The following is a 21,164-nucleotide window of genomic DNA, read 5'->3' as shown; positions in this document are numbered from 1 at the left end:
TCTCAACAACGGAATCCCCGATGAAAATTTTATAGGTCTTCCCTAAACTTTTCCCAGGCATCCTCATGAGTTACAAAATATCTTGGGCACTCCTTTCCGGTCACGTCATAGTGCCTTATGACGTGATTTTTCTTTAGTCCGAATTCCTTCATGAGCCATCTTGTAAGCTTCAAAAGTGATTCATAGGAAGCGTCCGTGAACTTTCCGGTATCGTCGGGATGGCTCACTTCTATTGAGATGGTATCGTGATTTCTGTCGTTACTTGCTGCAGATCTCTCGTTCAAAGGAAGGCACATAATGATTTCACCTTCCATTCCCACAACAAAATGAGAGCAGACATCGGAATCCTCGTGATTGAAAAAATCCCTGTTCTGCTGTGCTGTCGTCCCGGGATTACCGACATAGTGGATTACAATATCATTTATTCCATCCAGTAAAAGTCCGGTTCTCGAGGGATTACCCTCATCTATCAGTTGAACATCAATCCATTCCGGAATCTCTACCGTTTCCGCATACTTCACATAATCAATCGGTTTGAAAGTTTTGTATACTATGAAACCGAGTATTACTACTACGATTAATTCGATCAGCAAAATAACTGTACGCGCTTTTTGCTTTTTTCTTCTTTGGGCGACCATCTTTTTATGCTCACTTTTAATTTATAGAATATAATTATTTTACTATAAACAATAATATTTGAATTGAATATAACAATAATAGTCATATCACACAATGATATTTGTATCATTTTTCAATAACGTTCAATAATGTCTCATATAAAAAAAAGAGAAGTAATTGTGAACAGGGGTCTGTCAAGTAGATAGGCCAAATAAACAAAATAAGTCAAGAGAAAAGGTGATCACTTCATTAGAGGTGGTCACCTTTTTAGATGCTGAAATCATATAGATTTGGAAATGGTGACAGTTTGAACTGTCACTATAATCCTTGGTCTGCTTAATGACTACTTTATCTGTCATGGAATGCCAGTCAACCCTGCGCTATGCGCACCGCGAAGCGGCTGCAGGGTTGACAGACATTCCATGGCAGATATTCTGTAGTCAAGCAGATCAAGGATATTTGTGCGCTTGGCGCACTTTATTCAAGGCCAGTAGCCTCTTGATTCATTTCTATTCTTTTGTTAAGCTGCCCATTTAGCTTTATACTTCTGGATACGCTTATTCTCAGGAATGGGATAATCAGTAGGCTTATCTGTAAGCATTGCTTCATTACGTACCTGGGCAGGCGTCTTTCCACCGAATCTTTCCTGTGGCCTTTCGTTGGTATAATAGTACATGTATTTCTCTATGGCATTCCTTAGTGAAGTTTCATCAGTTATATCAAACATGCAGTACATTTCAGTCTTGATGATGCCCCAGAATCCTTCAGTCGGTCCATTATCTATGCAGTGTCCTACTCGAGACATTGACTGTTCCATTCCTTGTTCTTGTAACTTCATTTTAAAGACTTTACTGGTGTACTGAAATCCACGATCCGAGTGAAAAAGTGGGGCGGCATCAGGATTTTCAGCTATTGCTTTGTCAAACGTTTTAAATACGAGTGCATTATCATTTCTTGTACTGATAACATAAGATACCGGCGTTCTGTCATAAAGATCAAGGATGGCACTCAGATACAGCTTCTTATTAGCTTCAGGGATCTTAAACTCAGTAACATCAGTTGTCCATTTTTCATTAGGTTTGTTTGCGTGAAAGTCTCTTTTGAGCGTGTTCTCTGCAACAGTTTCTGGAGTTGAAGGTTCATACTGCTTTCTTTTCGCACGAATAATCGCATGAACTCCAATAGCCTTCATGATCCTGTGTATGCGCTTAACTTTATAATCAGTCCCATTGAAGTGGTTAATCCAGAGAGTCATCCGTCTGTATCCAAGGATATGACCAAAGCGATCATCGTATTCTCTGATAAGCTCAGCAATTCTATGGTCTTCCAATTCTTGTTCTGGAACTTCTCTGTGAAACCATTTGTAATAAGCTGCGTGTGATACACCCAGCGTCTTACACATCCATTTTATACTCCAATGTTTATCATTAGAATAAGCCTGTATAGCTAAATATTTACATTCAAATCGAGTCTTACCGAGCCTCACATCCCTTCTAATTCTCTCACTTTTTTTAACAGTTCTACTGTCATGTCCCTTTCCTGAAGTTGTCGCTTTAGTCTTAGGTTCTCACGGCGTAAGCGCTCCAATTCATCAACTTCATCATCTGTTTTATGATGACCGCGTCTATCAACAAGCGCATCTTCTCCATCTGCGTCATACTTTCTTACCCAGCTATAAACCTGTGTATAAGAAACATCATACAAAGAAGCAGTGCCTTTATAATCGCGATTGTGCTCTATGCAGTACTTGACGATTTCTTTACGTTCCTCGATAGTGGTTTTTCTTCTAGCCTCTGCCATATAGACCTCCCGCTTAGGATCATAGTCCTTAAGCTCTCTATTGGCATTATACTCTGAAATCCATCTTCGGAGTACACTCTCACTAGATATCCCAAACTTTGCAACACACACATTTACACTTAACTCACCTTTTATAACTGTATCTACACAAGATGTTTTAAAATCTTTGCTATACCGCTTGTTTCCAGCCCCTTTAGTAAATGCGTCTGCTCCATAATTACGGTAAGCAGCCACCCATCTTATAAGTGTGGCTTGAGCTATATCGTTAGCATGGGCAATTGAATCATATGAGCCCATTCCGCTAAGGTATTCATTTACTCTATCAATCATCCATTCTACGGAATGTTTCCTTTTAGCCATAAAAAATCCCCCTAAAGGAGACTTTGGTTATTTCCATTGTCTACTTTAGGGGAATCATATCATTGTTAGCTTACTTCCCTTTTTTATTCATTAGCATTTTTCGATCACTAATATAGCTCTTTATAATATTATTTTAAAAAAACAAATTATATATTATTAGTTTATTATTCAGTAAATGGATTTGTTGTATCTGTAATAATCGGCTTTACATATCCATCTACTTCTGTTACCTCAATCTTGTACCATTTTTCAGGACTGATCTCATGCAGGTAATAGGTTCCGAGACTGAGCTTACCGATATAGAATGCACCGCCATCTCCCGATTTGCGCTTCTGCATCGTTCCGAGCGCTCCGTTGCCTGACTGATATTTCTTAAGTTCCTCAAGACTCGACGCTATCACGGTCTTATCGGGTCTAAGTATCTCAAACTCTTTACCACTTAGAGGATACTGCTCACCATCAACTTTCTTAAGAAGAAGCTTTCCTCTCTTCAGGTTGATGTTGATTATTCCGTACTTTGCAACATCCAAAGTAGTGTCTGCAGTGTCTTCATCGATCATCCTCTGGATAACGAAAGTCTCCTCGGAATTCTCATATCCCTTAAGAAGTTTAACATTATCATTACCTACTGTAATTCTGTATACATACTTGTCATGATACTTGTACTTCTCACCTTCCTTCAGGTCGGGATCTGCACCCTTCGGCATATCCTTATCAAGATAGTAATCTGCCTCGTAGTCCTTAGGCGCTGCTGTCTCAACCATGTAGTAAGTACCTACAGGAACACTGAATATTACATTAGCCTTCTTGTCCTCGGTGGAAGTTGGTATAGCTTCACCGATTGATACAACTTCATCGGTTGTTACATCCTTATCTCCATCCTTGATTGTAATATTCTCGTAGGCTTTTCCGTTGCCGGCAAGTACATCGGCAAACGTATTATTATCACCGGTCTTGGCAGTATCATAAATCTTGAATTTTGCTCCGGCTATTACCTTTCCGTCTCCGTCGATCTTCTTGAAGAATACCTCTTCGGTTCCACCGTTGATAACCTTGATGTAATTTGTGATGACCTTATCGTTTTCATAGTCAACACGCTTCCAGTCCTTATCGCAAGGTTCAATCTTTCCGTAAGCAGGCTTAACCTTGACATCATCCTTCTTCAAAGTAATCTTGCTGTTATCGTCAATTGTGATCTTGAACTGCGGCGGATTTACGTAATCCTGGTAACCTACATAGCCTTCAGGAATTGTCTCCTTGATGACATAAGTTTTAACTTTATTTTCCTTAGCGGAAGCTGCCATGGTGATATCAAGCAAGCCGTCCTTGTCTGTCTTAGCCTCGTTAACCACTGTAGCATCATTCTCAAAGAAAATCGTATACTTTCCATCATCAAGCTTATAAAGTTTTAGCTGGTCCTCCTTACCATCTCCGTCAACTTCAAATACCCTGAACTCAACATTAGCCATTGTCTTTTCAGAGCCATCATCGTTCTTTTGGTTTCCGTCGACCTTCTTGATGCTTAGTATCGAGCCCGGTGCATAAGTGTTGAACAGATTGTTCGCTACGCTTGTTTCCGGATTAAATTCAACATCAGGTGTATGCGGCGATGTCGAGATGGTATCTGTTTCAGGATCCCAGTCCTTAAGCTTCTCATCATCAGCATTACCTGTTCCGGTCTTGTTGTGCTGAAGCTTAATTCCATAGCTTACCTTCTTTACTTCATCAGTGAAGTTGTAATTCTTCTCTGTTAATGTAAAGGTGTGATCCTTCTCATACTCATCGAAAGCTACTACCCAGGTGAGTTTTACCAGCTTATTGCCATCAGCATCAGTGGAGTCGTTTCGCCTGATATAACCGAATATATTCGAATAAGCTCCAAGTTCTCCTTCAGACACCCTGGCCACATCTTTGCCCGTATCATCTTTCCTGGTTCTGTCGTACAAGGCAAGCTTAACAACATGATTTTTATTTTGATTGTCATCAAGTCTGATATAGAAGCACTTATTATTATCATTTGTAAGCTTTTGACCTATTGTTTTCAGGCTATCATTATTATCGTAGCTATTCTTGGCATTATCCATGATACCTTCTATAGCATTAATAGTTGCCGGCTCTTTGAAGGTTTTTGTTATGGTAATATAGCTCTCTTTTTTGGTCAGCTTTCCATCGATATGGAATCCAATCTCATCACTGGACTGATACTTAACAAAATACCAGCGAAGCGTGTAGTTATCAGGTGTGAGCTCATCAAATGGTATGTAGTTGTCAGCATCAGCATCTGCCTTACTCAGATATATTTTTTGCTGTTTATTTCTAAGAATACTAAGTGCTTTCTCATCCGATGGCAGATATGGAACCGACCATTTATGTATCTCATTATTTCTTAAGGTAGTCGGATTTGGATCGTAGTTATTGGTTCCTCTTACATCCGAAGACAATCTCGGCGCAAGTTGATGGAACTTATTCTCCATGTATCCGTCATCCGTATATCCATCACCATATAGTTCATATCTGATGGCATTATCGGTCTTTAATACCTCTCTCTCTGTCGACAGATCCCTGTCTGAATACGGTGCAATCATCCAATATTTCACGTTTGGATTAGTAGGTGATTTGAACTCATCCGGATACTGAATGCTTCCATCGGGATTTACACCATGCATAATGGTTCCGCCCACATGAACAGCATACTGATTCAGTTCCTCACTGATAGCAACAAGTTCGTCCGCGTCAGTATATGTATTATCCGGAACATCCGCAATCCTTATGATTGAGAAGCTGACATTAGCCATTGTTCCATTCTGGAACTCATATACCCACTGCGCGGTAAGTGTGACTACGCCTTCATCATTCATATATTTTTCAAGACTGATTGTATCTCCGGGCTTTATAATATCGCCGTTATCTGCCTGCCAATATTTAAACTCATACGTGCGATAATTATCATTACCAGCGGTCTTCAGCCTTTGATACATGTGATATAATCTGGAATCACTCTCAGTGGTATTTCTTATATCACGAACTTTATAGTTATGAGTTTCCGCTTCACCGATAATCATCTCAGTATTATCAGGGATTGCATTGCCGCTATCATCAACTGCAGCCATAGGCAACTCATTAATTCTGTTACCGTTAGCATCAATCAGATATCCATAGTTAGTCTGGGCATGCGGAATCACATATTCAACGATTACGGTATCGGGATCATACTCCCATAACGCCTCGAAATCGAAGACATTTTCCGTCCTTGCGGAAATATCAACTGTATCGCCCGGATTATATATTGTTCCGGTTGCGGTATCTCTCCAGCCCTTGAAGATATACGCATGGGTATACTTCTCGCCCTTGGAGATATACTTAGTAACCTTGGGCTCCTTTAATACAATACTGTCTCCCTGGAACACAATTGTCTCAACAGGCGGCAACTTGTCCGCAGTTCCTTTATCCCCGGGATCCTGGTTATAAATGTAGTGAACTGTTTTCATAGGTTGCGCGGAAGAAATATAATGCCACGAAAGAATATCTTCAATACTTGTACTTGTTTCATAATATGGCTTGTCTCTATTACTTGCATTAAATCTCAGACACTGATCCGTAATGGTTGTACTTAGTATTCTATAGGTTCTCGTAGTCGGAAGTCCCTCTGTACCAATCACCAGTCGAGGTGCCATTACTAAAGCTTCCGGTGCGTCTGATAAAGAAACATTACCGTTCTTAATTGAAAGATATTTTGTACTTCCACCTACGTTACAGGAAATATAATGTTGCAGTAACTGCCCTTCAACTTTCTCAAAATGCCAAACCGTAAGCACCTCATTTGGATCATTGATAGTTGTTGCTGTAGATGTTGTTTGCTTAAATGGCGGATCTGATATATTTATTCCTTTAAGTGCACCAGCTTTATACGGAGATACTTCTCCAAGCAAAGCTCTATAAAACTCGTTACCAGTCTCTCTTTTGGTGAAGATAATAAAATCACCATTTAAGCTGATATCATCTACCAGCAAAAATCTAGCCTCTTGAGAGTCAAATGCTGCACTGGCATTAATAGACGCTTTGTTTACTGCCGCTGCCTGTAAAATATTATGTCCAAGATAATTATTGTTAGTATCCTTAATCAAATGATAAGACCCCATATCACTAACAATAAAAGTTGATGCTGCTGTCGTATCATTCACAATACTTAGTGTTTTATCAGCATTCACAGCAAAATACTTATTTCCATTATGTATATAATATCCACTACCGGAAGAAGTAAATGTCCATCTTGAAACATATGACTTATAATTAGGAACTGATTGCTGATATCGCTTTTCATTAGTTCCTCCGTTATAATTGGTTAAATACCATCCATCATAAGTAATTACATAGAATTCCTTTCCATCCAATGCCTTATCAACGTTGTCAATAACATTCGTTGACAGTATCAGCTGGGCATTAGTCGAAGTCGCACCAGTCTCCGTCATGTTGAATGAACTACTTGAATATCCCATAAAGTTGGTAGCGGTCTGCGCATTACCAATAATGTGATATGTTCCCATATCACCTACTACAAACGCATCAGCTGATGCTTCCGTTGTAGTTATTCCCAGTGCAGCTGTCGTACCTGTAAGGTAATTGCTTCCCTGATGGATAAGGTATCCACCCTTAGCGTCATTAAATGTAAATGTCCACGGTGCTGCCGCAAAAGGATTATCTGTTCCGTTTGTAGTTGTATCTAAGTACTTTTCACCTCTTGAGATATAATACGTCTTTCCATCATATGTCTTATCTATGAAGTCTGCTCCGTCAGCTGTTTCCGATACAATCAGCTGATTATCCGCAATAACACCACCCGTATATCGTCTTGCAAATCCGTCGGTGGCATTATATCCCAAGAAGTCTCCTGTGATTTCTGCAACATAATGATATGTTCCCATATCACATGCAGTAAATACGGCAGCATCGTCACTGTTAGTGGTTATAATCCACTTATTTGGATCAGCCGGATCCTTTCCGATATAGTTTGTATCCTTACGGATTTTATATCCGTTTCTTACAAATAAGAACTCCCAACTTGTGGCATCAGAAGCGGTCGCAGTACTTCCAAGAGATGTTCCGTCAATCTTAAGGTAGTTACTTCCGCTTGAATCTCTTATGAAATATGCGTCACCATTTATACCGGAATCGGAAACATCTTCTGCCTCATTAAGAAGAAGGTCATTTCTTCCACCAAGAGAAGTATAGCCGGTTATAGTATTAAAATCGCTTGTTGCTGCTGTATAACCAATATATTTCTGGGCATCTGTGCTGTTTGCCTTGCAAATCCAGTGGCAATTGCCCATATCACTTGCTGTAAATACAGTTGCACCGCTCTTATCTGTAATGCCCCACGCTGTGCCAACTACTCCGATATAGTTATCACCATAATGAATGTGATACCCATCTGCATAAGTTGTAAATTCCCATGGAGTTACATTATCTTTATTTGTATCGCTGGTCAGAGTAGTTCCGGTACGTGAAAGGAACTGTGTATTTGCTCCGTCATAAAATGAAATGTAGTACTTCTTATTTGCAAGCGAAGCATCGAAAGCATCCCACTCTATTTCAACCATTGTATAGACTGAGAAACCATCGGTATTAAACTCAATAACATTTTCATTTACACTTGAATCTACAACCTTGGTCTCATCACCAAAGTGAACGATTCTTATTTCTTCATTTTCCCGGCAAACCTCATCCTGCATCAGCTGGATTGAAACTTTGACATCCTTGCTGGGCTGATATGTATCTCCGCTCTCCGGATCCACAAAGGAGATATCAAATACTCTTGCAAGCTTTATGAGCTCACTGCCGGCTTCTGCTGCCTGCGCACTCTCCTCCACATATCCTGCATATTCTTCTGTATCACTTTTAACTTCAGACACCACAAGTTCTGCATTCGCAGGAATTCCGGATGCATTATCATAGTCCACAGTGATTGTGTAAACATTGTCATCTGTGGTATAGACTTTCTTCTGCTGAATCGGCTGTACGATAACATAGACAGAGAATCCGTCAGTCTCAAAACTGAGCGAATCTGCCGCGTCGTTGGAGGCCGGGTTATCGGACACTATTCCTTCCTCGATAGCCTCATTTGTCACCGTGGTTTCAATAAGCTCAGGCTCATCGTCAGTCATGTGAACCGCTGTTATCTGGTCATCCACAAACAGCTCATTATTCTGATAAAGCTGCTCTGTTTTAATCTCCAGGGTTACAGGTGCCTGAGGCTGAATCTCCTCGCCGTCCTTTACAATTGCGATATCCAGTGCTCGCACGCTTGCGACATCTTCAGTCGTAATTTCCATCGCCTCTGTCGCATCATTAACAAGCTGAGCATAGTCGTAATCCTCGCTATCCTCCGCGATATCTATAACCTCAAGTTCAGCGCCTTCAGGAATCTTTGCATCCTTTCCGAATGAGATACTGATTCCCTTATCCTCATTAACAAGAACGCCTTCAACGCTTTCGTCTTCTTCCTCTTCTATTTCCGTTTTGATTTCTCCGGAATTCGTCAGTGCCTCTTCAGCATTGGGGTCCGATTTCTCTGTATTATCAGGAATAATATCACTGACAACTTCTTCAGGATTTACAGCCATCTCCTCTGTACTTTGAGCGTTCTCCTCAGCAGCCGGATTCTCCTCGGGAGTAACTGCCTCTGCTGCTTCTGCTTCACCTGCATTTTCGCTGCTTCCGTTTTCTTCTGCGGGCGCCTGTTCCTCTGTGTTTTCTGCGCTTTCTGACTGCGTACTTTCAGCCTCGGCCGGTGCCGCTTCATTCTCTTCTACTGAAGCTTCGGTAGAGCCGCTCTCCTCAGGTGTCTCGGCAGCTTCCTCGTTTGAAGGAGCTGCTTCTTCAGTAGATTCTGTTCCGCCGGCTGTGTTCTGCTCAGCTGTGTTCTGTTCAGCTGTGTTCTGTTCAGCTGTGTTCTGTTCGGTACTTTCCTGTGTTGTTTCTTCCTTCTCCGTTTCAGGAATAGGTTCGGTAATCACAGCCTCGGCAAGAGTTCTTATCAGATTGCTATTACTGATATCGCTTGCCATTGCCTTTATCTTTGCAAAGGGATCAATATGTCCCTTAGGACGCTCTGCTATACTGGTTCCTGAATTTATAACAAGCTGCTCAACTATAGGCCAGTCTCCGTAATGACTGTCTGTATAGAAAAGTTCATTGGATGTAATGTTACTGAGCTGGGACGTAAACTTCATTGTGTAAATTGCAGGCTGAAGTTCCATCTCATATCTGTGAGTCTTCTCACCTCTTGCTATCGTCAGGTCAGAACGGGGTATCATGAATTTGTTGTATTCATACTCACCGTTTGCACTGTCGTCAAGAATCTCGTCATCTATTGCTTTTGTCTTATCCTTGTCATCCTTCTCTGTTCCGCCTATACCCTTGAGATATTTTCCGTCTGTAGTAGGATTTATTATTTCAAAATAGTGATTGGAAACAGCTCCACCACCGCCACTTCCGATAAAGCCGCCTGCGGTTCCTTCATTTTCAAAGAATACCTGACAAGCCGCATAACAATTTGCTATGTTTCCGCCGTCAGCACTGCCTGCAAATCCACCTACAGTAGCTGCTGATACAGAACAGGTTGTATAACTGTTCTGTATTGTAGCTCCGCTTGATGTACCGACAAAACCACCTGCGGAAGATGCTCCTATTACATTAACTCTTCCTCTGGTATTTGCTGCCGTGCTCTTATCATATTTTCCTGCCTGTCCGTTACTGTCTGTAATGGTATGTCCACCGGACTGACACATATTGATGGATGCGCCGGATCCTGCTTTACCGATAAGTCCGCCGGTATTTCCTGATGCTGCTCTTACATAAAGTGCAGCTGAGCATCCGATCAAAGTACCGCCTTCCATCTCACCGATAAGACCACCGACGTTCTGACTTCCCGTAATCTCATACGTCGAATCATCAAATCCTGCTGTGGTTGCACGGGCAGAGTCTCCGCCTGTAGTACTCAATTCTCCGTTATAGGCAAGTACATTTCTGATTTCTCCGCCGCCGGATACTTTTCCTGCAAGTGCTCCTGCATTTCCTGCAGAATCAACAACAATATTCTTAATGACGCAGCCGTCAACCGAGGTGCCGGTCATTTCACCCACAAGTCCTGCGGTACTGCCGGTACCTGTAACCTTCTTTGCTACAGCATCCGAGAAAGTGTTATATACAAAAATATTTTTTACGGTGGAATTTTCAAGCTTGCCGGCAAGCATACCGGTAGCCTGATTTCCAACAGTGTTTTTAATGTCAAAATCAGTCAAAATGAGATTGGCTACAGTCAGATGCGGCTGCACACCGAAAAGACCGATATTCCTGTTGCTCCCTATAAGAGCATAGGACGAATCGGAAGTATCTATTCGAAGTCCCTTAATAAAATGATATTTGCTTTCTTCATTCTCTACCTGGCCATTTTCCTTCTCGGGATCTTCGGCCTTGATGCTGTTTGCATCACCAAGAGGAACTGCTTCCTCCGGGTCATCGAATCTGAGACCGTTAAAGGATACCAGCTCTTCATTGTTAATCGGAGTAAAGTTCCTAACCTTGTCTTTAGAGAGATTTTCCTCTTCATCCCACTCAATATCCTCAAGAAGGACTGCTGCTATTTCTCCGCCTGTTCCCTCACCTGCTGCCATATTTGCCTTAACATGTGAGAACTCATAGTCAAGGTTCTGAAGATGGCGGGGGTATACAATTTCTGCTACAGAGATTCCGTTTTTGACATCAAAATCAGCAAAGAGGCTGTTCTCCGGCGCTGATATAGCACTGGCTCCTCTCACGTTTTCCGAATATTTTGCACTGCCGTCTCCGGAATCCCAAACCTTTACGGACAGAGTGATATCGTCACCGGGTGTAATGCTTGATCCAAGCTTTCCGCCTGTTCCACCTGCCTTGATATCCTTGAACTGGAGCTTTTTATCAAGGGAATCAAGTTTTACATATCCTATAAGGGCATATCTTCCATTATTATCAGTAGCTGCACCAAAGCAGGTTGCCGGGATAGTGGTTCTTATATCGGAAGTTGTAATAACAATTCCTGTCTTACCGTCAGTCTCCAGGAAGTTGCTGTCCTCATCCTGGGCATAGTTCTGCCAGAAAATCTCGTTTGCAGAGATATCTATATCTTCACTCTCACTCTTTTCACCGCTAAGTGATACTTTAAATGAGAGATTCTCTATCGCTCTTCTTGTCTTCTCATCAGCGGATATCTTTATAACTCCGAGAAGCTCTCGTCTGTTAAGGATCCATGCTCCTACCCTGAGGCCGCTCTTCGCCGCTGCTCCGGCTCCGTTGTTAGCACCTTCGGAGTAGTAGCCTACATATGAATTGTAAGCAGCTATTCTGTCCTCGGGTGTTCCGCGCAACGGCGCGCTTGCACTCTGACAGGTCAGGGAAGCAAGATCTGTTCCTGCCTTTTCGAGATTTTCACTCAGAATAACCGCATAAATATCAAGGCTTACGGGGTCATACTCAATTATCCAGTAATCAGAGCCAAGCTCAACTTCCAGTGTTCTGTCATTTGTGAAAAGCGCCTTGGCTGCACTGTCTTCGTCGGAAGTAATATATGCAAAGGTTCCATCTTCATTTGTGAACCTTCTTGCACTGTAAAGGGTCTCAACAACTGCTTTTGTTACTTCCTCACCATCATCATTCTCGGTGACTTCCGTCTTATTCTCTGTTACGAACAGTTCCATCATCCGGCTCTCAGCGGCATAATAAACAGCCTCAGCTCTTTTATCAAGGTGAGACTGTCTCATATTTCTTATAATCCTGATCCCGGCCACAACGCCAAATGCAACAAGCGCAAGCAGAATAGCAACTACTATCAGCAACTCTGCAACTGTGAATCCTTTTGATTTGTTTCTTCCACGTAAAATATTTCTAGTTGACCCAACTTTTTTCATAAACAACTAACTCCCCGATCGTTATATTTTTTATCCTTTCAGACTTAATTTTCTATTGTAAAAATATTACCTTTTACCGTGTATCTTCCTGTCGCAAGTTCTTTCCCCGTTTTATCGGATACTGCTATCGAATAGCTGAATGTCCCTGCTTCTTCGCTACCTTCACTGTAATCTATGTTAAAACTGCTTACATACAATCCGTTCGCATATTCAAAAGGCGTTCCGCCTTGGCTTCCAACTATCGGATAATAGTTCTTTCCGGTTTTTGCATTTTTCAGGCATAACGTTGTACCTTCAAGTCCCAGTGTGCATCTGCCGCCCAGGCGTGCGCTTCCGTCAATAAAAGAGACTTCCCCGCCCTCAACAATGACATCACTTGCTACTGTCAGTTCGGATCTTACAAAATCTGCCAGCGTAGAAACTATCATCTGAGCCTTGGATCTGTTGGTGCTTTGAATATAATGCTTACTTGCAAGACTTATGGATTCAGCCACAAGCTGCGTAGCCAGGAGCAGAATAATAATGGCAAGGAGCATTTCCAAAATAGAAAATCCGCCACTGCTCCCTTTTATCCTTTTTCTGTAAAGTTGTCTTAACTTTAATTGTACAGTCTTCATAGTGTGTTTGGCTAGTCTATACTAAAACCTGTTACTGTAACCACATTGTTACTATTACCTTCAGTATATACCGAATTCTCTGCAGACTCCTTATTTGCCCTGGTTGCAGCCACAATTGCACCCGGCAGCATTATAAGTGCCAGCACTCCTATAAGAAGTGCAAACAGCGTTTCTATAAGCGTTTCACCGCTTTTTGACTTAATCCTTTTTCTTAGTTTTAGGAACATCTTTAACCTCAACCATTATCCGTACCGGTTACATACATACCATCCTTCGACCAGGATACGTAGGTTATTCTCTTGGTCTTTCCCTTATTCTTTCTACCCGGTATTTCCTGTTTCACAGTCTGAGCCGATCCCGGAATTGTAAGTGTAAGCGGATAGTCCGCTTTATCGGAATCCACCCATACATCCACTGTTATGGTGTAGGAATCATCCATGGTCATCTGTCCGGAAAGGCTTCCCATATCATCAAGACCTGAATATGAAAAGCTTATATTTCTTGTAACTGAATCACTTCCACCGGTTATGCTGTCCGCCATCTGTTTAACAGCATCCCCGAAGCTTCCTTCGAGTCCGGTCAGTTCTGAATCTTTTCCCTCTTTTTTTGTATAAGCCGCGTCTTCCTTCATGCAGCCCTGAACAAGCGCTATCGCCTGAGTTGTAGCAAGATAGGCCTTTTCCTCATACCTTTCGGCGTCGGTTCGTTTTGCATTAAGAATTGACGCATTTACAATCGCGATCGATACAAACGTAACAATAATAAAAATTAACAGTGCGATTATCATCGAAGCACCGCGTGTATTTAGTTTTTCGCGGATCTTCCTGTTAGTTGTCATTAGCATCCTCCGGCAACTCCTTGTCGGGAGTACCGCCCTGCAACGTCTCATAGAAAGTTCCTGTCAGGTTGACATCCACATCCTGATCCTGAACCGTAAGTTCTCTTTCCACAGGTGATACAACAATGCCTCCCACAAGGCATCTTATCTCGCTCTCTTCAAGAGCCTTAACTACTTCCTGTGCCTGCGCATAATTTCTTGCTGTAAACTTCATGACGAACTCTCTTCTGATGAGATCGCCTTCCCTGGTAAGATTAGTGAAATTCACAGAGTAATCTGTTGTATTGCCAAGAATCTTATGCAGAAAATCAATTTCCGACTTGCCTGCATTATAGCTTGGCATATAACCTGTCAAAGCTCCGCCGCCCGCATCATATTCTTCTGCCATGGCTTTTATCTTTTCGACTCTTGCCTTGGTAGCTACGAGCTCGGTTTCAAGAGCCTGCTGTTCAACCCTGGCGGAATGGATTCCATTCTCGATAGGAGTGAATACAAACAGGTAATACAACGCTCCCACAATTACCAGTACAAGTATCACAAGAAGCGTCTTTTCATTTTTGGTGAAGTCTTTATTAAGTATGTTCACTTTCAATTCTCCTCTTCAGAAGATCCTTTTGTAAGATGCACCTTTATCTGTGCCGTCACACCGGCATCTGTTTTAACTCCATCCGTTTCTTCAGTCAGTGTCTTCGCAGATACTACAGAACAGCTCTCAACTATATCCTCTTCTTCCATAACTGTCGTAAGTTTGCTTACACTGTCCAAATCATTTGCTAAGAGATCAATCGTAAGTGTCTCTGACGAGAGATCCATGAACTTAACCTTCATTCCCTGACTGCCTATCAGGTCTATAAGCTTAAGTGTGTCGACTCTGCTGACCCTGCTCTTTTCCTCATCACTCATCTGATCCCAGCTGTAATGATAGTACTCCTGTGTCAGTTGCTCCGACTCCTTGATAAATTTGCTCTGCTCATTAATCTGCTGCTGTAGTTCGTTTGCTCTCTCCCTCTCATTTGCGAGAGTATTAAGTCTGTCAACAAAACCGAATTTTCCTATGAGCAAAGCTGCCACTAAGATTGCTGCAATTGTCCCGAAAACAGCCTTGAGATTTGTCTTCTTTTTCTGTCCCGCAGATGCCAGATTGCTGTTTGTGGCAACTCCTAATGCATCACTTAGAAGCACTCCGACTGACCCGTAAGTAACATTGATTTCTTTCTCTTTATTGTAATTGGGATAAAGCTCATCCATTGTAACAACGGTTTTATCGAGTCGCTCCTTGAGCATTTCCACAAGCGGCTCTGTCATTGCTCCCGTTCCGCAAAGGACAATATCCTTAAGTCTCGAAGTCATATCGGACATTTCATAGAAATTCAGTCCCTTAAGAATTTCAATCGAAATATCCTTGTATGCATTTACTGCTGATGGAAGCTTGTCGCAATCCTGATACCGACTTCTTAAGTAGGTTATCGCAAGATGGGTATCCACGTTCAACTCATCGGCAATTGCGCGGATAACCTGATCTTCACCGACATCTATGAAGTGCGAAAGCTTAAACTCTCCGTTTTTGAATATCATCATTCGTATAGCTCTTCTTCCTATATCCATGAAGCAGCGCTCTTTTTTAATCTCTTCTTCATTTCCAAGGGCACCGATCAGTGCTTCATATACAGAGGTTTCGGGAAGTGCCTTAACAAGTTTAAGTCCCGCCTGTTTAAGGGTTTCACGTATATTTGCAAGCGAATTAACCGGGACCGCATAAGCAAGCAAATTTATGGTGTTTTCATCATTGCTGGCGCTTTCTCTTTTTACATAATCAAACACGTACTGATTGAGTTCTCCCTGTATGAGGTCCTTGAACTCAAAAGGCACGTTGAATCTCAGCTGATCATCTGCAATCTTCGGCATCGTGATATTTTTTACAAAAATATCGGAATCCGGAATTACATAAGCAGCCGTTTTGCACTTAATGCCTTTTTCCTTTATCTGCTCTCTCAAAAAATCCGCAAAGAGATTCTGGGAAATTATTTTAGTACCTTCAACAATATTGTCAGGTATCTCTTCCCACTCCGATTTACGTACTATTCCGCCCTTCATAAGCGTCAGAGCAAGTCTACCGTGTGTTACACTTATTCCCAATACTCCGTCATTCTTTGGCATTTTTTTACCCTCTCATATTAGTTTAAAATACCAGGCTGCTACTAAGTCTCCGAATAACAAAACAATGTATGCTGCTACTGCTATCGCCGGCCCCAGCGGAAACTCCTTTGAGGAACCTGGCATTAGCTTCTTTCTTATCAGTGCAAAAACTATTCCCAAAACACAGGATAATATAAGCAGTTCATATGAACGGACAGGTCCCATATATAACCCGAGGAGTGCAAATAATTTAATGTCACCGCCTCCAAGACTTTCCCGTCCAATAAGCTTATCTACAAGGATGCTCATTATGAGCATCAAAGCTCCGAAAATAAGTCCCGTAAGAATCCTTATTCCAAGCGTATATAAATCGATTCTTCCGGTAATAATTTTTATCACGGAAAAGATTACCCAGCTTACAGCTGCCGAAAGAATCAGTAAATTCGGTATTTCCAGAGATTCTATATCAGTGATCGCCATTGCAAAAAGCAGACCCACCAATATCCAGCTTTCGGCAAATAGTACGGGATCCCTCTTCATAAAAATGTACAGGACCACCGACAGTACCATAAAGGCCATCTCGGTCAGGGGATATCTGATCGATATCTTCTGTTTGCAGTATCTGCATTTACCACCGCTTATCACATAGCTGAATACCGGAATGAGATCTATGGCTTCGAGCTGATGGTAACAGCTCATGCAATGACTTCTGCCTGTCACAAAATCTTCATTCCTGACTATGCGCATGGCCATGCAGTTTAGGAAGGAACCAAACAACAGCCCAAATAAGGCTACGCATATTGTGTAGTAAAGTTCCACTTTTTTACATCCCCTGATACATGCTGAACATCGCCAAATAAATTGCAATTACAATAAAGCCTGCAACAATTGCTATAAATATCAAAAGCGCCGGTTCAAGCATTGCTATGGCTTTTGTAACTGCCTGTTCAAGTTCACTGTCGTAATAGGCAGCAACGATGTCCATGGTGTGCTTCATCTCTCCGGTCTCTTCACCGACTCCCACCATGTCAGTCAGAATATCTGGCATTACCTGCGTCTCTCTCATCGAATCGACAACGGTTCGTCCCTCTTCTATCTTCGAAACCATTCCGGCAACTTTTTCCTTATATACTTCATTGGTCATAACCCTTGAAGTAATACTGACTGCCTTTGTCATCGGAAGTCCGGATCCGATCATGGTAGCCATTGTATTGGCAAACAGGCTTGCTGCGTTCAGCTCTGCTATATTTCCGAAAACCGGAAGCTTTAGCTGGAGCTTTGAAATATTCATCGCACCTGCCGGAGTCTTTTTATACATAACATAGCCAACTATGATTATGCCGATAATTGCAGCAATAATAAGAATATTCCTGCTGAAAAAATTGGATATTCCGATCAGCATTCTGGTCGGAAGAGGGAGCTGTCCCCCTATCTCATCAAAGATTGCCGTAAATGTCGGAACAACCTTTACCATGAGGATTATTACAACTACAATCGCAACCAGGAGCACAAACATGGGATAAGTCATAGCACTTCTAACCTTAGCCCCCATCTTTGTCTGCTTATCGAAATGTTTAAAAATCGACTCAAAAGCTCCTGCCAGATCTCCGGCTTCCTCACCTGCCTTGATTGTTTCGCAGAATGTCGGAGGAAGTGCTCCCTCTCCGTGATCATCGAAAGAGGATGACAACGCACGTCCGGCCTCCACATCCTCAAAAACATTCATAAGAAGTCTTTTCAGGAATTTGTTCGTGGTCTTATCGCCGATAAGCTTTACCGCTCTGGCAATCGGAATTCCCGCAGTAAGGATTGTGGCAAACTGACTGCACATCAGGGTGAATGCTTTAGGGTCGATTTTTGACCCACCTATGTCCGCATTTAGAAAAGCAGGCATTTTAAGACTGCTCCCCTGAACCTCTTTTACGGAAAGCACCGCTTTATACTGTTGTCTGATCTTGGCTGTTGCTTCAAGCTGGTCTATGGCTTCGAGCATTCCAGTGACCTTTTCGCCTGAAGTAGAGAGCGCTGTGTATTTGTAGCTGTTCATGAGTCCCCCTGTTACATCATGTTCCTACTTACAAAATCCTTGTTAACTGCATAATGCAAAGCATTCTCTCTGGATATAAGTCCATTTCTTACAAGCATTACTATGGACTGATCCATAGTCTGTCCGCCGATTTCCGCACTTGTTGCTACAGCATTGGCAATCTGCGGTGTATTTCCGGTTCTGATAAGATTCCTTATCGCATCCGTTACTATCATATATTCTGCAGCCAGTGCCCTTCCGCCATCTTTTTTCTGAATGAGCTGCTGGGTAAGTACTGCCTGAAGAACCATTGATAACTGCAATCTGATCTGCTGCTGCGCTGCTTCCGGGAATACCTGCACCATTCTGTCTATAGAATCTGCCGCACTTCCTGTATGAAGTGTTCCGAATACAAGATGTCCGGTCTCAGCTGCTGTAATAGCAGTCTCGATGGTATCCCTGTCACGCATCTCACCGATAAGAATTACGTTGGGGTCTTCACGAAGGGAAGCTCTAAGTCCCATCGCAAAGCTCTGTGTATCTTTTCCGACTTCGCGCTGATTGATTGCGCAAAGATCAGGTGTATACATGTACTCTACAGGATCTTCCAGAGTTACGATGTGTCGTTTGTAATGATGATTGATGTTGTCCAATATAGCTGCAAGTGTTGTTGATTTACCGGATCCGGTCTCACCGGTTACAAGCACTATTCCTTTATGGAGCTTTGGCAGATCAAGAACGCCTATGGGAAGTCCCAATGTGGATAGCTCCGGAATACGTTCAGCCAGAATTCTAAGCGCCAGTGAAGGAACTCCCTGTTGCTTGAACAAATGAAGTCTGCATCTGCTGTCAGCAAAAGTATCCGCTGCATCAAGCTCACCGGTCTCCATCAGTTCGTTAAAAGCTTCATCCGTCTTTGCAAGCTGCTTGGCGAGACTGATACATTCTTCCTTAGTTACGGGCATATCCTCCATGTTTTCGAGGTCACCGCTTTTTCTGTACTTTGGCGGAAGGCCACAGATAATATGAATATCGGATGCACCTTCGGCTTTAGCTTTTGCTACTAATTCATCAATACTTCTCATATTAAATCCTCAATCGCTTTCATTAGTCACTCTCATAACTTCATAGGCTGTGGTTACGCCCTCGAGCACCAGCTTAATGCCGGCCTCCTTAAGTGATACGAAATCACTGCCTTCCTTCTTAAGTTCCTGTTCAATGGCAGAGCGTCCTGCCTTTTTATAGATCAGGTCTCTGATTTCGGGGGTTACCATCATGATTTCAAATATGGCAATTCGTCCCGAATAGCCGGTATTGAAGCAGTGCTGACAACCTCTTCCGAATTTAAACTTTGTTCCGGGCTGAATCTTTATTCCGAGCTTGTCAATCTCATCCTGCTGGGGTTCGTATTCCTCTGCGCAGTAGGGACATACTCTCCTGACAAGTCTCTGCGAGATTACACCTCGAAGTGTTGCTGAAATAAGATAAGGTTCTACACCAATATCCTCAAGTCTGTCAATTGCACCAATTGCGTCATTGGTGTGAATTGTACTCATAACAAAACGTCCGGTAAGCGCTGCTCTAAGGCATATCTCTGCTGTCTCTCCGTCACGTATCTCACCTACTGATACGATATCCGGGTCCTGACGGAGAATCGCTCTAAGACCGTTTGCGAAAGTCATGTTCGTCTTTGTATTAACCTGTACCTGATTCAATCCGTCAAGGTTATACTCGATAGGATCCTCAAGCGTTACCAGATTGACATCCCTGGTGTTAAGCTCATTGAGCATAGCGTACATGGTTGTTGTCTTACCTGAACCGGTAGGACCTACGAGAAGCATTACACCATTCTTGTAGTGAATGAGCTTTTCGTATTTCTCCATGTCATCCGCACGAAGTCCCAGCATTTCCTTATCAATTTCGGTATTGGATTTATCAAGAAGACGACATACTATTTTTTCACCCCAGGCGATAGGAAGGGTAGATACACGCATGTCGATACTCTTACCGAGAACACTTACCGCAAAACGTCCGTCCTGCGGAATTCTCTTCTCTGCAACATCCATACCGGACATTGTCTTGATACGGGCAATTACTGCAGCAGTGATATCCTTCGGAACCTTAAGAATGTCCCTCAGAACACCGTCGATACGCATACGAACGTCCATATCCTGTTCTCTTGGTTCAAAATGGATATCTGATGCGTGCTCAGAAACGGCACGCTCTATAATAGAATTAACCAGCCTTATTGTAGGCGCACTATCACCATCTCCGCTGATAGTATTCGATGTTATTACGAAATCAAAATTGGAGAGCGAGGTATCGGCAGCCTTTTCCGATTCATTAAGTCCAAGCTCCTTTTTATAATCGGCAATGGCCTGTTTCGCATTCTCATTGCCATACAGCGTATTTATTGCACGCTCCACCGCCACATTTGTGGCAATAAGCGGAACAATCTTAAGATTAGAGGCTTTTCTGACCTCATCAAGCGCATAGAAATTCAGGGGATCATCCATTGCTACCAAAAGTGAATCCCCCTGCTGACGAACAGGAACCAAGTGATTTTGCTTGGCAGTATTTTTCTGCACAAGCTTAGTAAGTTCCTGGGGTATATTAACCTTGGCAAGGTCTATATAATCAACCTCCAGCTGAACGGCAAGCGTTTTTGCCATGTCCTCCGGAGACACAATTCTGTTATTTATAAGGACTTCGCCAAGCTTTTCATGGGTTTGCTTCTGCATATCAAGAGCAAACTGCAATTCCTTGTCGTTAATCAGACCACGCTCTATAAGCAGGTCACCTATTCTCTTCTTTGGCATGTTTCCCCC

At 42.4% G+C, this 21,164-nt stretch carries 13 protein-coding genes; all 13 read right to left on the bottom strand.

The genetic code is table 11. From position 1 onward, the window contains the following. Positions 1-29: 29 nt before the first annotated feature. Entirely contained in the window at positions 30-638 is a 609-nt protein-coding gene (locus BMW61_RS05470) for a peptidoglycan recognition protein family protein (RefSeq protein ID WP_091820234.1), read from the bottom strand. A 500-nt stretch (positions 639-1,138) separates the two neighbouring features. Beyond that, entirely contained in the window at positions 1,139-2,104 is a 966-nt protein-coding gene (locus tag BMW61_RS05465; RefSeq protein WP_175475105.1) for an IS3 family transposase, read from the bottom strand. After that, positions 2,101-2,778, bottom strand: a complete 678-nt coding sequence (locus BMW61_RS05460) for a helix-turn-helix domain-containing protein (RefSeq protein WP_091820231.1) — start codon at positions 2,776-2,778, stop codon at positions 2,101-2,103. Before BMW61_RS05460 ends, BMW61_RS05465 begins: the two co-directional genes overlap by 4 nt. A 164-nt stretch (positions 2,779-2,942) precedes the next feature. Then, positions 2,943-12,719, bottom strand: a complete 9,777-nt coding sequence (locus BMW61_RS05455; protein ID WP_091820229.1) for a SpaA isopeptide-forming pilin-related protein — start codon at positions 12,717-12,719, stop codon at positions 2,943-2,945. A 44-nt stretch (positions 12,720-12,763) separates the two neighbouring features. Then, positions 12,764-13,261, bottom strand: coding sequence for a hypothetical protein (locus tag BMW61_RS05450; protein WP_155831968.1), 498 nt, complete (start codon positions 13,259-13,261; stop codon positions 12,764-12,766). A gap of 86 nt (positions 13,262-13,347) precedes the next feature. Further along, positions 13,348-13,563, bottom strand: a complete 216-nt coding sequence (locus BMW61_RS05445) for a type II secretion system protein (protein WP_022761125.1) — start codon at positions 13,561-13,563, stop codon at positions 13,348-13,350. Positions 13,564-13,571: 8 nt separating this feature from the next. Further along, positions 13,572-14,174, bottom strand: coding sequence for a hypothetical protein (locus BMW61_RS05440; RefSeq protein WP_022761124.1), 603 nt, complete (start codon positions 14,172-14,174; stop codon positions 13,572-13,574). Then, complete coding sequence (locus BMW61_RS05435; RefSeq protein WP_091820228.1) at positions 14,164-14,760, bottom strand: type II secretion system protein M; 597 nt, start codon at positions 14,758-14,760, stop codon at positions 14,164-14,166. Before BMW61_RS05435 ends, BMW61_RS05440 begins: the two co-directional genes overlap by 11 nt. Positions 14,761-14,762: 2 nt before the next feature. Continuing rightward, positions 14,763-16,331, bottom strand: coding sequence for a pilus assembly protein PilM (gene pilM / locus BMW61_RS05430; RefSeq protein WP_022761122.1), 1,569 nt, complete (start codon positions 16,329-16,331; stop codon positions 14,763-14,765). A gap of 12 nt (positions 16,332-16,343) precedes the next feature. Further along, positions 16,344-17,129 (bottom strand): prepilin peptidase, encoded by a 786-nt coding sequence (locus tag BMW61_RS05425; RefSeq protein WP_081646667.1) that lies wholly within the window; start codon positions 17,127-17,129, stop codon positions 16,344-16,346. A gap of 4 nt (positions 17,130-17,133) precedes the next feature. After that, positions 17,134-18,357: a type II secretion system F family protein gene (locus BMW61_RS05420; protein WP_022761120.1), complete on the bottom strand. Its 1,224-nt coding sequence runs from the start codon at positions 18,355-18,357 to the stop codon at positions 17,134-17,136. A gap of 11 nt (positions 18,358-18,368) precedes the next feature. Next, complete coding sequence (locus tag BMW61_RS05415; protein WP_022761119.1) at positions 18,369-19,421, bottom strand: type IV pilus twitching motility protein PilT; 1,053 nt, start codon at positions 19,419-19,421, stop codon at positions 18,369-18,371. A 9-nt stretch (positions 19,422-19,430) separates the two neighbouring features. Further along, entirely contained in the window at positions 19,431-21,155 is a 1,725-nt protein-coding gene (locus BMW61_RS05410) for a GspE/PulE family protein (protein WP_022761118.1), read from the bottom strand. Between the last annotated feature and the right edge of the window lie 9 nt (positions 21,156-21,164).

The organism is Butyrivibrio sp. ob235 (assembly GCF_900109475.1).
Classification (GTDB): Bacteria; Bacillota; Clostridia; order Lachnospirales; family Lachnospiraceae; genus Butyrivibrio.
This window is presented reverse-complemented; position numbering and strand designations above follow the sequence as displayed.